We start from the raw sequence: 14,366 nt of genomic DNA, 5'->3' as shown, positions 1-14,366 counted from the left end.
GGTAACGATGTCAAATTAAGCATCACCATCAGGGCAAGAAACAGTGAGAAGAAATTTTATCTGTCTGGATACTGTGGTATTTAGAAGAGTGCGTTAAGCATTCTCTTTCACATTAAACAGCCTACTGCGTCATTACAATTCCACTACCCAACTTAATAACTAAACATCGTCTATGACCAAATACCTTCTGGATAATAAAGAGAGCAGATTATGGTTTTTGAAAAACCAAAGGTTAGGAAAGTATTATTCAGATGACAAAATTAGTGTGCCACAACAACCGCAAATCGACAGTACTGAGAACCAGGTTGAGAAGCAAAAAAATCCGTAATCCCTGGGAGATTACGGATTTTTACACATCGACTGCATCGGTCAGCTTTCGGCTTTAGAAACATGCTCCGGCTATAACCGTATCCTGCTGAGAGCTCACCCCTTCACCACAATCAACGGTTCAATGTCGCTCTCTTTCTTAATAACCAGCGATTCGTCGCCACGCAGGCAGGTGCCGCCGTAGTTGCCGCCAACGGTAAAAGTGCACACCTGAATATACTTACCGGCAACGTTTGGCAGACACCATAATTGCTGATAAATGTTCTTCTGTGCAGCAAATTTCCCGCTGGTTTTGTCCAGCAGCTCTTCCTGATGGCTGACCAGGTCGATATTGCTGCCACAGCGACCCGCAATCGGTTTCACCGCATAACCGGTTTGCGCCAGTTCATCATTGACGACAAAATCGGTATCCAGCAGATAGCGGTGGTGCGGGAAAAGTTGCCACAGGATCGGCAGGATCGCTTTGTTACCCGGGATCACCGTCCACAGCGGCTCAAAGACCAGCACTTCCGGGCGCAGTAGCACATCGATCAACCGCACATCCTGATGGGTATGTCCGGTACGAATCGGCACGGCGGCATACTCGGTTTCGCTGACTTCACGCACCTGCTCAATCGCCGTTTCCCATGCCCAGGTTTTCCAGACGCAGTTAACCAGGCGTCCTTCACCATCAATGAGTTGTCCGGCATCGTCCCAGCGCAGTTCATCCAGCCCACGCAGGATCTTACTTTCAAACCCGGCCTGATGCAGCGCCTGCTGCATAAACTGGGCATGATAGTTCTCCTCAATATCCTTATCCTGCATGATGTGCACGAATGGACGCGCGTGGCTGTGTTTCCAGGCCCCCGCCAGCTCATTGAGCAGACCTTCCGCCGGGTTATGTCCTTTACCGGTATAGCCCTGCTCCGCCCAGCGTTCGAGGATTAGCCCCGCCTCGGTATGGCACGACGCGGAATCGGCGTTGTATTCGTACACTTTCAACCCGCGCTCATCCATACAGAAATCCATACGACCGGTGATCATATGGTGGCGACGGCGCTGCCATGAGAGACGCAAACGCGGCCAGAGGATTTTGGGAATGTCGAACAGCGCCAGCAGATTGTCGTCTTTCAGCACCTTGTCTGTAGCGTGCAGATACATCAGATGCAGCTCGTTGGTCGCTTTGATCAACTCCTGTTCGGCACTCTCGGTCATTGTGAAATACTGATACGGATCCTGATTGATCACGTGACCGTTCGCTGTCACATAGGCTTTTTGCAGCGGATCCTGTTCATCCAGCCATTTACCGTCAAACTGGCCGTTTTCTTCCAGTCTTGCCGCGCCAATCTTCAGCGAATCATTGGCGATCTCCGGCTGTGGCAGGCTGTGCCGGGTATCGTCGGTCTGGATCATCCAGCCCAGAATAGTAGTGTCGTCAAAGGTGTCTTTCAGGGTATAGCAGCCATTTTCCACCACCATCTCCAGCTCACGCGTCCACTGCTGTCCGGGAGGAAGCGGCGTGTGAATGACGTTCTGCTCGGCAATGCGGATTTTGTTATCCAGCAATTGAGTGATAATCGCGACATGGCCGGTGTCTTTAAATTCTCCGCCTTTCTGCCAGATCAGCAGCGCCCCGGCGACCGGTGCGCGAGGCGACCCGTTAGGAAACGCCTGTAGCGGCAGAATGTTGTCGTTCACCACTTCGCGCAGGAAACGCAACGAGAAAATCTCCCACGCCATGCCGACATCGGTGAACACCGCACCATAATTCAGGAAGAGGAAACGACGCGCGAATTCGACGCACTGCCATTTGTGGCCCATGTATTCGTTGTCGATGTAGCTGCGAAACGCGGCGTCATCGTCATAGTCCCGCGGGTCGAGGGAGCTGTAATCTGAAGAGTAGATCGCTACACCACCGGGGGCATAGCCCAATAATGTCCCGAACGGGGCATCCTGACTGGTCGTTCCTTTGCTCATGCACCTTACCTCAAAACTATACAGCTGGGCAGCTTCTGCTTGCCTGCCCTACACCGCCGACCATCATACACCTCAACGCAGCGGGTGCGTGCGCAACAACGAAAAATAGACAGGTGTAAATGTGCCGATCTGTTAAAGGTACGGATGGCGACCTGCTACACTGCTTCAACACAACCACTCAGAAGGCAGGTCAACATGTCAGATAACACTTATCAGCCCGCGAAAGTCTGGACGTGGGAAAAATCCAATGGCGGTGCGTTCGCCAACATCAACCGTCCTGTCTCCGGTCCGACGCACGACAAAACGCTGCCGGTCGGTAAACATCCGCTTCAGCTCTATTCGCTGGGTACGCCGAACGGCCAGAAAGTCACCATCATGCTGGAAGAACTGCTGGCACAGGGAGTGAGCGGTGCGGAATATGATGCCTGGCTGATTCGCATTGGCGAAGGCGATCAGTTTTCCAGCGGCTTTGTGGAGGTGAATCCCAACTCGAAGATCCCGGCATTGCGCGATCATTCGCAAAATCCACCGGTGCGTGTGTTTGAGTCGGGCTCGATCCTGCTGTATCTGGCAGAAAAATATGGTTATTTCCTGCCACAGGATTTAGCAAAACGTACAGAGACATTGAACTGGCTGTTCTGGCTGCAGGGTGCAGCGCCCTTCCTCGGCGGTGGTTTCGGTCATTTCTACCACTACGCGCCGGTGAAGATTGAGTACGCGATCAACCGCTTTACAATGGAAGCCAAACGCCTGCTGGACGTGCTGGATAAACAGCTGGCGAATAACGCTTACGTGGCAGGCGATGAGTACACCATTGCCGATATGGCTATCTGGCCGTGGTTTGGCAACGTGGTGCTGGGCAATGTGTACGATGCGGCAGAATTCCTTGATGCGGGCAACTATAAAAATGTGCAGCGTTGGGCAAAAGAGATAGCGGAACGTCCGGCAGTTAAACGCGGGCGAATCGTGAACCGGACCAACGGACCGTTGAATGAGCAGCTTCATGAACGTCATGATGCCAGCGATTTCGAGACCAATACCGAAGATAAGCGCCAGAATTAACGCTAAAAAATGCCGGACAGAACCTATCCGGCATTCACTCTTATGCGCTGGTGACGTCGTACTCCATACGGCGTAGTGCATCCAGCGTGGCTTTGGCTTCTTCTTCATCGATGATGCTCATCGCAAACCCCACATGCACTAACACCCACTGCCCGACCAGTTCCGCAGGACTGCCTTCACAAATCAGCGCAATATTCACATCACGCTTGATGCCGCACACTTCCACCTGCGCAAGCTGGTGAATATCTTCACCGACGGCCAGAACCTGGCCTGGAACGCCTATACACATGTCTGACTCCGCCCCATGTCACATCATGGGTTATTCAACTTCAATACTTTTCACTTTCAGCGAATCGCCGGTATCAACACGCAGTCGGTCGCCATGACAACGCGGACATTGCGCATCGTGTTGGGTGATTTCAACCGCCTGACTGCAATCCCAGCACCATGCCTGCGCCGGTTTGTAATCGATGTGCAATTCACAGCCTTGCGCCACCGTCCCCTGGCAGACAATATCAAAACTAAAACGTACCGCGCTCTCTTCAACACAGGACAGCGCGCCAATCTCCAGCCACACGCCGGTGACGCGCTTTACGCCATGCTGTTCAGCCTGCTGTTGAATGATTTCAACCGCACTCTGGCAAAGAGACAGCTCATGCATTCTGCAAACCCCGACGCCCGAACAGCAGCGCGCGACGGCTTGTCTGCGGCGCATCCGGATCGCTGACCGGCAGCGACAACAGCATGCGCGCGCAGTCATCAGCCAGACGTACGCCCTCTTCAGACGACATACTGTGATTGAGCGGTGACATCAGCGAGCAGGAGAGGTATTGCGATACACCATCCAGTTCGCCCACCGTGAATGTCATCGTGCCATACGGCAGACGCAACCCAAGCTTTTCACTGACTTTACGCACTGGCCAGAGCTGGTCTGGTCCGGGGAAAATCAGCGCGCTCAGCATCCACGGCGTAATCACACATCCCGTCCACTGCCCTTCAAACAATGTAAAGTCAGAGACATACACTGGCATATCAGGATGTAGAAAGGACAGATCGTGCATTGAACGCTGCGCAATCGCTTCAAACGCAGCCTGAACCTGTGCTTTCGGAGCAGCCTGGAACCCGGAAATCTCCTCAGACATGCGTCGCCTCCCGAGGGATCGCTTCAACGCCCGACTCACGCAGCGCAGCCAGAACCTGCGCAAGCGCAGGTTCAATCATCGCTTCAACTGTTGGCGTTAAACCAATATTCGGCTCCAGCGATTCCGGAATGACGCCAATCAGCGTCAGTTTTTTCGGAAACTCGCCGGTAAAGCGAAGGGCCGACAGAACGTCGGCCAGGCCCAATTGATGCGGGGAGATTTTGTTGGTAAACAGCGCCGGCACTTCATCATCCCGCAGGACCATGATCGTACCCGGGGTGTTTTTTCTCGAGACAATGGCGTCCGCGATGATCAGATGATCCCGGTTCGCCATGTCGCCGAGCAACTCCATACCCGCCGTACCGCCATCGAGGATTTCAACGAAATCCGGCAATTCATATCGCTGCTCTAAGGCTTCAACGATACGAACGCCGATGGCTTCATCGGTCAGCAAAATATTGCCGACCCCTAAGACTAAAATCCGCATTACAGAACCTTCACAGAGACAACTTCGTTCCCGTCAGCGTCAACAACGTGTACCGCACACGCCATACAAGGATCGAAGGAGTGAATAGTACGTACTACTTCAAGCGGTTTTTCCGGATCGGCAATCGGCGTACCTACCAGCGACTGTTCGTACGGACCGACGTCATCGTTGAAGTTACGCGGGCCGGAGTTCCAGGTTGACGGTACAACCGCCTGATAGTTACTGATGATACCGTCTTTAATCACCATCCAGTGAGAAAGCATCCCGCGCGGTGCTTCAAGGAAACCCACACCTTTAAATTCGCCTGTCGCCGGAATATTCGGTTTCACGAACGTGGTGTGGTCACCTTTGCCGATATTGGCAATCAGCGCGCTGTACTGATTCTGCAGGATACCCTGTAGTTCACAGCAGTGAACGGTACGACCAATAATACGCCCCAGCGTAGAGTGCAACTGCGCCACTTCCAGCGTTTTGCCCGTCAGCTTCTGATAAATCGCGATGATTTCATTCAGTTTCGCTTTCGTGGCCTCACGTCCGGACGCCAGTTTAACCAGCATATTCGCCAGCGGCCCCACTTCGACGGTTTTACCGTAGAAGGTCGGAGATTTCACCCATGAATATTTGCCATCATCCGACCAGCCGTTATATTCCGGAATGGTCGTCCCTTCCCACGGTGCCTGCGGAGCTTCGTCTTTATACCAGGCATGTTTGGCGCTCTCCTGGATCCCTTTGATCAGGTACTCGTCGGAGTGAGAGGAGATCGGACGATAGCTCGCCAGATCGGCATTCTCAATATAACCGCCAGGGAACAGGAAGCTGCCGTTTTTACCGTCGGTCGGGAATTCCGGCGCAGCCAGATAGTTGACCGCCCCCTTACCGCGCTCCAGCCATTCTGGATAGAACGCGGCGATAACCGCAGTATCGACCTTGTACACCTGTTCAACAAAGTCGCTCAGCTTGTCGATGAAGGACTTGATGTACATCAGGCGTTCCAGGTTCAGTACGCCCAGACCGTCGAGGTTGATCGGGTTGGCAACGCCCCCCACCGCCAGGTTCTGGATGTGCGGCGTTTTACCGCCCAGCAGTGCCACCACGCGGTTAGCATCACGTTGGCATTCCAGCGCCTGTAGATAGTGAGCTACCGCAATCAGGTTCACTTCCGGCGGCAGTTTCATCGCCGGATGTCCCCAGTAACCGTTGGCGAAAATCCCCAACTGGCCGCTGGCGACCAGGTCTTTGATCTTGTTCTGAACTTTCGTGAACTCTTCCGCGCTGTTCAGATGCCAGGTCGACACGCCGTTCAGCATCGCTGACGCTTTTGCCGGATCGGCTTTCAGCGCCGAGGTAATATCCACCCAGTCCAGCGCCGAAAGCTGATAGAAGTGAACGATATGGTCATGAGTGGTATGCGCTGAAAGAATGATGTTACGGATGTATTGTGCGTTAACCGGAACGTCAATGTTCAGCGCGCTTTCTGCCGCACGAACCGAGGAGATCGCGTGCGTAGTCGTACAAACACCGCAAATACGTTGCACAATCATCCACGCATCACGCGGATCGCGATTTTTCACGATCTCTTCCATGCCGCGCCACATGGTACCGGAGGCCCATGCTTTTGATACAACGCCGTTTTCGATTTCGCAATCGATACGTAAGTGCCCCTCAATACGGGTTACGGGATCAATAGTAATTCTCTGGCTCATGCTTTGCTCGCCTCATGACGATTGTGATCGTTTTGTTTTAAAGGAGGAAGTATCGGCAGTAGACGAATGAGTACGATGTAAGCGCAAATCTCAATAGCCACAAAACCAATAGAAATCAACAGTTCTTCCCAGGTTGGGAAGTAGTGGTAACCGCCGCCTGGATTAAATGCCACCAGCGAATAGGACAGACGCCATGTCGCGCAACCCAGCAGCGCGCTGAGCGCAGACAGGTACAACATGCGTGAATCATTACGCCATTTAGCAACACGCAGGACGACCAGCGGGAAGACCATCAGCACGACTTCAAGCCAGAACATTGCTGAGTAGAAATCGCCGGCAAAGGCATACGACAGCTTGCCCCGGTAAACCAGCTCACCAAAGCGCAGCACGACAAAAATCGCCAACATCACGCTGATGGTGTTCGTCAACTTGATGAACAGGTTCTTCTCATCCGGGCCTTTTCCTCTCAGGCCAGCCTGAACCAGAGAGCCTTCGAAGATGACGATCGAGAAGCCCATAATAAAGGCGGTCAATACCGAGAACAGCGGCAGCATTTCATAGCTTTGCCACAGCGGATGCACCTTGTAGCCTGCCGAGATCATCAGCGAGCCCATTGAGGACTGGTGCATGGTCGGCAACAGCGCTCCGAGAGCGATGATGAAGAACATCAGCTTATTCAGGCGTTTCAGCGACACCTTCCAGCCCAGACGTTCAAACAACGCAGGGGCAAATTCCAGCGCCATCACCCCAATGTAGATGGTCATACAGACCGCCGTCTCGAACAGAACCGAGTTCACGTTGAAGTGACCCGGAATGTAGAAGTACGGCAGGTTCCAGTAACGACCCACATCAATGGTAATCGACAAGCCACCCAGAGAATAACCAAACAGACTCGCCAGCAGCGCCGGACGCACCAGCGGATGGTATTGTCCCCGGTTGAAGACATACACCGCCCATGCCAGCGCCCAACCGCCACAGGCAAAGCCGGTGCCGATTAACAGGTCAAAGGCAATCCAGACGCCCCATGGGAAACCGCCGTTCAGATCGGAGACAGACCCCAATCCAAATACCAGACGCTTCACGATCAGGAGCATACAGAGGATGATTAACGGCCCGAAGATGATGACCGGTTTGCTGATAATTTTGCCGCCCAGCGGTTTAGGATCATGACTCATGATCGTCTCCTCCGTCGTGATGGTCGTTTTTGGTATTACGACGAACCAGCACGGTCAAGCCCGCCAGCACGGCCAGTGGTAGCATCATGCCTTTATACAGGGTGTGTTGAACATGTTCGGAACGCGCGCCGGTTGAAATCTCATCCAGCTTCGGCAGATCCAGATTCTCGTAAGGCACCCCGGTCAGTACCAGCACCTGAGTCCCACCGCCCTCTTTTTCACCGTAAAGATGTGGATAGTACTTCGGCACAGTATGCACGTAGGTATCGCCCGTTTTCAGGGTTTGACGCGGATAGTGGTATTCGCTGCCAGGCTTCAGCGCCAGACGCTTTTGCGCCTCGGCCATCAACTCTTCACGGGTACCAAAAATGACCGCACCGGCAGGACAAACCTCAACACAGCCCGGCAAGCCGCCCTTATCGAGACGCTCAACGCCTTTCTGGTTACACAATTCACATTTGTGAAGCGCACCAAACGGGTTGTTGTAGTCATACTTCGGCACGTTGTACGGACAGGCAACCATGCAGTAACGGCAGCCGGTACAAACGTCTTTGTTGTAATGAACGATGCCGGTTTTCGGATCTTTTTTCAGTGCGGAAACCGGGCAGACGGAAACGCAGTTGGGATCGACGCAGTGCATACACTGTTTCTTGATGTATGCATAGCCGTTCTCTTCCTGATCTTTATTCACGCCTGTACCGCTACGCCACACCTGAATGATGTTATTGGTGTACGGCGACAGTTTGTCGTTGTTCGACCAGGTCTGCTCCCCTTCCGGGTTACGCGCCGGGAAGTTGATATCCTGACACTTGGTCACACAGGCCTGACAGCCCACGCACAGCGTCGAGTCATACAACATACCCAGAGAACCGGGGATGGGCGGGCGATTTTCTGCAGCCGCGTGGCTGATAGACGGCGCAGCGCCTAACAGCAACGCCCCGCCGGAGGCTGCTTTGATAAAGTTACGTCTGTTCACGGTTATTCTCCCCGTGAGTCAGCGTTATCTTTCTTTTGCTGACGCCCCAGTTCACGTACCGCCATCACGCTGACGCCGGCTACCAGACCGACAACGCCGCCAAGCAACCCAATAGCGCCGGCAGAAATGTTGCCGCCCTCTTTCATGTTCACATCAGGTTTTTCGGAACGAGGTGTCTGATTTTCCACGTGAGCAAGTTGGTGAATGCCCTTATGGAAACCAACGCCTTCTTCGTTGCAGCCGTAGCATGGGTGACCAATCGCCACCGGCCAGACGCCGCCAACGTCGCAGAATTGCAGTGTGGAGCAGTTGCCCCAGGTCTCAGGCCCTTTACAGCCGAGGTGGTAGAGGCACCAGCCTTCGCGGTGACCTTCATCGCCGAACTCTTTCGCAAAGCGACCCGCATCGAAGTGCGGACGACGTTCGCAGTGCTCGTGAATCAGGCGGCCATAGGCGAAGGTCGGACGGTTTTTCGCATCCAGCTTCGGCGGCTTGCCCCAGGTGATGATATGGGCGACGGTCGCCAGGAAGTTATGCGGGTTCGGCGGACAACCCGGAATGTTGATGATGGTTTTACCCGGCAGAACTTCCTGCAGGCCAACCGCACCGGTCGGGTTCACGCCAGCAGCAGCGACGCCGCCCCATGCAGCGCAGGAACCGATAGCGATAATTGCCGCCGCGCCTTCTGCCGCTTTGCGGATATGATCCACAATGGGCTCACCGGCAACCATGCAGTAAATACCGTTATCTTTTAGCGGGATGGAACCATCAACGACCAACACATACTGCCCTTTGTATTTCTCGAGCGCATTGTGTTTGTTCTCTTCAACCTGGTGGCCGAAGGCGGCGGAAAGCACCTCATGGTATTCCAGAGAGATGGTCTCCAGGACAAGGTTTTCTACCGTAGGGTGGGTCGCGCGAAGCAGGGATTCGGTACAGCCCGTGCATTCCTGAGCACCAATCCAGACAACCGGCGGGCGCTGCGGACGGGATACCGACTCAGCCATTTCGGCGGCGGCTTTGCTGCTAAGCCCCATTGTGGCGGCGAGTGCTGCACAAAGCTTCATGAAATCACGGCGGTTGACGCCATGGGAATTGATGAGAGTGTTATCTCCAGTCATTTTATAGTTATTCCGTTACGAAGACCTGGCTCTTATTTTGCATCAATCGCAAAACCGTAACTGCGATCGGTGCGCCATTTACCACACTTTTGTTATGGTTATGTAGTCTATGATACTGCGAGGGGATACTAAAACGAAGGGAATAGCCGGTAGTGTAATTAATTAAAGCAAGATAATACCCCCTTTGGATCAACCTTCGAGTCGATAGCCGGCCATAAAAAAACGAATCGTGATGCTGGACTGATTTTCCCGAAAGAAATCCATCACCATTTCTTTATCTAACCCATAGCGACGCGTCAGGATCCCCGCTTCCCAGGCGCTGAGTTGCCTGTCGCCGGTTTTTTCAAACATGCGATGCGAGAATCCTAGTACGAAGCCACGTTTATAATCCGAACAAAATTTCGCTACGTTTCGGGCGCTGTCAGCCTGCGTGGCGTTTAATCCGGCCATCAGACCCTTGCCAAAATGATTATTCATGACCTCTCCTCAATCGCTATACAATAAATTATATAGCGATATTTTAAGCAAAGGCCAGAGGGTTCAGCGACTTTTTACTGGGCCTTAGAATGCCACCCATTCATCGCCTGCCGCTGTGGGAGTCGGGCGTCGCTGCCCGGCGGGAGCGGCACCTTTTCCGGGGAGACTGGGGGCGTCATTTTGCGATAACCGGAACTGTTGCACAGAACGTTGTAAATCTTCCGTTTGTCTCTCCAGCGCCGCAGCCGCGGCGGAAACCTGCTCCACCAGCGCGGCGTTTTGCTGCGTAACGCCATCCATCTGAGTAATCGCAACGCCCACCTGCGAAATCCCTTTGCTCTGTTCTTCAGACGCCGAGGCAATTTGTTTCATGATGGTGTTCACTTCCGTCACGCCACGCAGGAGCGCCTCCATCGTTGAGCCGGTATCCTTCACCAGCGTCGCGCCGTGGTCGACGCGGCGCACGGATTCGGCAATCAGTGTTTCAATCTCTTTTGCCGCGTTTGCACTGCGGCTTGCCAGATTACGCACTTCACCTGCGACGACGGCAAATCCACGCCCTTGCTCACCCGCACGCGCCGCTTCGACCGCAGCGTTCAATGCAAGAATGTTGGTCTGGAAGGCAATGCTATTGATGACGGTCGTAATTTCCGCAATCTGCTTCGAGCTGGCGGAAATTCCGTCCATGGTCTCGACCACTTCGGACACCAGCGAACCGCCTTTTCCTGCCGTGCGTGATGCCGCATCAGCCAGAAGACTTGCCTGACGGGCGTTATCCGCATTCAGTTTCACCGTTGCGGTGAGCTGCTCCATGCTGGCAGCCGTCTCTTCCAGCGCCGCAGCCTGCTCTTCCGTTCGCGATGAAAGATCGTTGTTGCCGCTGGAGATTTCAGTGGCGCCGCGCCAGATATTATCGCTGCCAGAACGGATAGTATTCACGGCGTCGCGCAGACTGTCCTGCATCGCCCGTAATAAAGGCACTAATTGGCCGACGCAGTTGCGGCCAATATCGTCAATCGGCTGACTGAGATCGCCCTGAGCAATCTGGCGAAACTGTTGGCGGATCCGCGCCAGCGGTTTCACCAGCATGGTCACCAGATAGCGATCGGTGAAGAAGAGAATTGCAATGCCCAGGATCACCGCGCCAATGATTAGGGTACGGATGATCGACGTTTTGCCATCTACCATGACGCGGGTTTGATCGAGCATCACACCTGCGGCCTTATTAAAGCGTTCTGCACTGGCACCAAACGCCCGGCTCAACGCAGGCGTCACATTATTCGCCTGCTCACTCCATGCACTCTGCGTGCCCTGCTGCGCCAGTTGCATTTGCGGCGTGACGCCTTTATCGAGCAGATCCTGCCAGCTCGCCAGCACCGCAGCGGCAACCTCAGGATCCATCGGCCCTGGCGAGAGCGTTTTCATTTCCTGCAACTTTTTGCTCATGTTATCCAGCGCCTGCTGCACGGGAGCGAAATCCGGCGTGCCGCCACTGGCTTTCAACTCCATCGCACGACTGAGGCGGGTAACAAAGCGGAAATATTGATCGTTGCCCTGGCTGAGCACCGTCATCTGGCGAACAAGATGGCGATCGACTTCGTTGCCTTCTGACACTTTTGACAGCGCGTGAACGCTATATAATCCCACTCCTGACCAGAGAAGACAAAAGACGCCCAGTATTGTCAGCATGACAAGACGAATGGTGAAGTTTTGCAAAAGTCGCATAGATATATCCTTGCCATATTAAAGGGATTCGCCATCTGGCGAGACTCACCTTCGTTATCGGCAAAGAGTGAAGAATATATACTTACTTTTAGTTTTTTTACTCTCGCAAACAATATCCCTGGTCGCTGTATACATATAAAAGATAATGAAAAATGCCAGCAGTATTAATCAATCGTTTATTTTCCTTTTTTTTATCATAAATATTTATCAAACCATCCCAACGTTCGTTTCCATGCTAATTCGGCGGCAGCCTCGTCATATCGCGGTGTGGAATCATTATGAAATCCGTGGTTTACACCGGGATAGATCCAGGCTTCATAGACCTTATTGTTGGCCTTCAGCGCGGCTTCATAGGCGGGCCAGCCTTCATTGATATTTTTATCCAGCGCCGCGTAGTGCAGCAGGATCGGCGCTTTTATCTTCGGCACATCCGCAGCGGCAGGCTGGCGACCATAAAACGGCACCGCACACGCCAGTTCAGGATAGGCCACGGCAGCGGCATTTGAGACGCCACCGCCGTAACAAAATCCGGTGATCCCCACTTTCCCGCTGGCGTCCGGGTGTTGCTTCATAAACTCGACGGCAGCGAAAAAGTCATTCATCAGCTTTGTCGGATCCACTTTCTGCTGCAAGACCTTCCCTTCTTCATCGTTTCCTGGATAGCCACCTACCGAGCTTAAACCGTCGGGTGCCAGCGCAATGTAGCCCGCTTTTGCTACCCGCCTTGCAACATCTTCAATATAAGGATTCAGCCCCCGGTTCTCATGTACCACCACCACGGCGGATACCTTGCCCGTTGTGTTGACCGGCTTCACCAGATAGCCGCGCACGCTGCCATGACCGTTTGGTGACGGATAATGAATATATTCAGGCAATATATCGGGATCGGTAAATTTCACCTGTTCCGCCAGCGCGTAGTTGGGCTTGAGCATATTGAAGAGCGCCAGCGCCGTCACCCCGCCAACGGCGTACTTTGCCGCAAGATTGAGGAACTCCCGTTTTGAGATTTTCCCGTGGGCGTAGTAGTCATAATAATCGAGTAATTCTTGCGGAAAATCTTTGGCTGTCAGACGCGTCATCGCATATCTCCGGGATTTGTGATTCTATAAGCATAGAATGAAAACGCTGTTTCGAAAATTCATCACAAGAAAGGAGACATCATGTCCTGGAACGCCTCCCCTGACCGCTATGAGAATATGCAGTACCGCTACTGCGGTAACAGCGGCCTCCAACTGCCTGCGCTATCGCTCGGTCTGTGGCACAACTTCGGTCACGTACAAGCCCTCGACTCGCAGCGCGCACTGTTGCGAAAAGCCTTTGATTTAGGCATTACTCACTTTGATTTAGCCAATAACTATGGGCCGCCTCCGGGCAGCGCCGAAGAAAATTTCGGGCGTCTGCTGCGCGAAGACTTTGCCCAGTATCGTGATGAACTGATTATTTCGACCAAAGCCGGTTACGACATGTGGCCAGGTCCTTATGGTTCCGGCGGCTCGCGTAAATACCTGCTCGCCAGTCTCGATCAGAGCCTGAAACGGATGGGCCTGGATTACGTCGATATTTTCTATTCTCATCGCGTGGACGAAAACACGCCGATGGAAGAGACGGCGTCTGCGCTGGCACACGCTGTGCAAAGTGGGAAAGCGCTGTATGTTGGTATTTCGTCATACTCGCCGGAGCGGACACAAAAAATGGCTGAGCTTTTGCGCGAATGGAAGATCCCGCTGCTGATCCATCAGCCCTCTTATAACCTGCTGAACCGCTGGGTGGATAAAAGCGGTTTGCTGGATACGCTGAAAGCCAATGGCGTGGGCTGCATCGCCTTTACGCCACTGGCGCAGGGATTGCTCACCGGGAAGTATTTGAACGGCATTCCGGACGGTTCACGTATGCAGCGCGAAGGGAAGAAAGTGCGCGGTCTGACTGAGAATATGCTGACGGAAGCTAACCTCAGCAGTCTGCGTCTGCTTAATAAGATGGCGCAACAGCGCGGTCAGTCAATGGCGCAAATGGCGCTTAGCTGGCTGCTGAAAGACGATCGCGTCACTTCCGTGCTGATTGGCGCAAGCCGCCCGGAGCAACTGGAAGAAAACGTTCAGGCGTTGAAAAATTTGTCGTTCACCACAGAAGAATTGACGCAGATTGATAAGCATGTCGCTGACGGCCAACTGAACCTCTGGCAGGCATCGTCCGATAAGTAACGTTCAGCGCCGGG

General features: G+C 53.5%; 14 protein-coding genes. 2 read left to right on the top strand and 12 right to left on the bottom strand.

All coding sequences use genetic code 11. The features are described 5' to 3' along the window. Positions 1-423: 423 nt before the first annotated feature. Positions 424-2,283 carry a bifunctional glutathionylspermidine amidase/synthase gene (gene gss, locus KI228_RS03730; RefSeq protein ID WP_054177121.1) on the bottom strand — a complete coding sequence of 620 codons (1,860 nt, stop codon included), beginning with the start codon at positions 2,281-2,283 and terminating at the stop codon, positions 424-426. A gap of 195 nt (positions 2,284-2,478) precedes the next feature. Here gss and yghU point away from each other — a divergent pair, with 195 nt between their 5' ends. Beyond that, a complete protein-coding gene (yghU, locus tag KI228_RS03725) occupies positions 2,479-3,345 on the top strand; it encodes a glutathione-dependent disulfide-bond oxidoreductase (protein ID WP_042998136.1) in 867 nt (288 codons plus the stop codon). A 40-nt stretch (positions 3,346-3,385) separates the two neighbouring features. On the opposite strand, the gene hybG is transcribed toward yghU, so the two are convergent. From hybG to yghX, 11 genes are all read right to left on the bottom strand, one after another. Beyond that, complete coding sequence (gene hybG, locus KI228_RS03720) at positions 3,386-3,634, bottom strand: hydrogenase maturation factor HybG (protein ID WP_042998137.1); 249 nt, start codon at positions 3,632-3,634, stop codon at positions 3,386-3,388. A 30-nt stretch (positions 3,635-3,664) separates the two neighbouring features. Then, positions 3,665-4,006: a hydrogenase maturation nickel metallochaperone HypA gene (gene hypA, locus KI228_RS03715; protein WP_042324177.1), complete on the bottom strand. Its 342-nt coding sequence runs from the start codon at positions 4,004-4,006 to the stop codon at positions 3,665-3,667. Next, the gene (hybE, locus tag KI228_RS03710; protein WP_061070586.1) at positions 3,999-4,487 is read right to left on the bottom strand and encodes a hydrogenase-2 assembly chaperone; all 489 of its coding nucleotides are present in this window, start codon (positions 4,485-4,487) and stop codon (positions 3,999-4,001) included. The genes hypA and hybE overlap by 8 nt, the downstream gene beginning before the upstream one ends. Beyond that, the gene (locus tag KI228_RS03705) at positions 4,480-4,974 is read right to left on the bottom strand and encodes a HyaD/HybD family hydrogenase maturation endopeptidase (protein WP_042998139.1); all 495 of its coding nucleotides are present in this window, start codon (positions 4,972-4,974) and stop codon (positions 4,480-4,482) included. The genes hybE and KI228_RS03705 overlap by 8 nt, the downstream gene beginning before the upstream one ends. Beyond that, positions 4,974-6,677, bottom strand: a complete 1,704-nt coding sequence (gene hybC / locus KI228_RS03700) for a hydrogenase 2 large subunit (RefSeq protein ID WP_042998140.1) — start codon at positions 6,675-6,677, stop codon at positions 4,974-4,976. Before hybC ends, KI228_RS03705 begins: the two co-directional genes overlap by 1 nt. Further along, positions 6,674-7,852 (bottom strand): Ni/Fe-hydrogenase cytochrome b subunit, encoded by a 1,179-nt coding sequence (gene hybB, locus KI228_RS03695; RefSeq protein WP_042998141.1) that lies wholly within the window; start codon positions 7,850-7,852, stop codon positions 6,674-6,676. Before hybB ends, hybC begins: the two co-directional genes overlap by 4 nt. Further along, entirely contained in the window at positions 7,842-8,828 is a 987-nt protein-coding gene (gene hybA / locus KI228_RS03690; protein ID WP_042998142.1) for a hydrogenase 2 operon protein HybA, read from the bottom strand. The genes hybB and hybA overlap by 11 nt, the downstream gene beginning before the upstream one ends. Before the next feature lie 2 nt (positions 8,829-8,830). Next, positions 8,831-9,949: a hydrogenase 2 small subunit gene (hybO, locus tag KI228_RS03685; protein WP_042998143.1), complete on the bottom strand. Its 1,119-nt coding sequence runs from the start codon at positions 9,947-9,949 to the stop codon at positions 8,831-8,833. A 189-nt stretch (positions 9,950-10,138) separates the two neighbouring features. Next, complete coding sequence (locus KI228_RS03680; RefSeq protein WP_042998144.1) at positions 10,139-10,426, bottom strand: DUF2623 family protein; 288 nt, start codon at positions 10,424-10,426, stop codon at positions 10,139-10,141. An 84-nt stretch (positions 10,427-10,510) separates the two neighbouring features. Then, on the bottom strand, positions 10,511-12,151 hold the full coding sequence (locus KI228_RS03675) for a methyl-accepting chemotaxis protein (protein ID WP_042998145.1): 1,641 nt from the start codon (positions 12,149-12,151) through the stop codon (positions 10,511-10,513). Positions 12,152-12,345: 194 nt separating this feature from the next. Beyond that, the gene (gene yghX / locus KI228_RS03670) at positions 12,346-13,230 is read right to left on the bottom strand and encodes a YghX family hydrolase (protein WP_054177125.1); all 885 of its coding nucleotides are present in this window, start codon (positions 13,228-13,230) and stop codon (positions 12,346-12,348) included. Between the two features lie 81 nt (positions 13,231-13,311). Between yghX and KI228_RS03665 the strand changes: the two genes are divergently transcribed. Beyond that, positions 13,312-14,352, top strand: a complete 1,041-nt coding sequence (locus KI228_RS03665) for an aldo/keto reductase (protein WP_042998147.1) — start codon at positions 13,312-13,314, stop codon at positions 14,350-14,352. Positions 14,353-14,366 lie beyond the last annotated feature (14 nt).

This window comes from Citrobacter amalonaticus (assembly GCF_018323885.1).
GTDB classification, from domain to species: Bacteria; Pseudomonadota; Gammaproteobacteria; order Enterobacterales; family Enterobacteriaceae; genus Citrobacter_A; species Citrobacter_A amalonaticus.
Note: the sequence above shows the minus strand (reverse complement) of the source record. Positions and strands in the feature narration are given on the sequence as shown.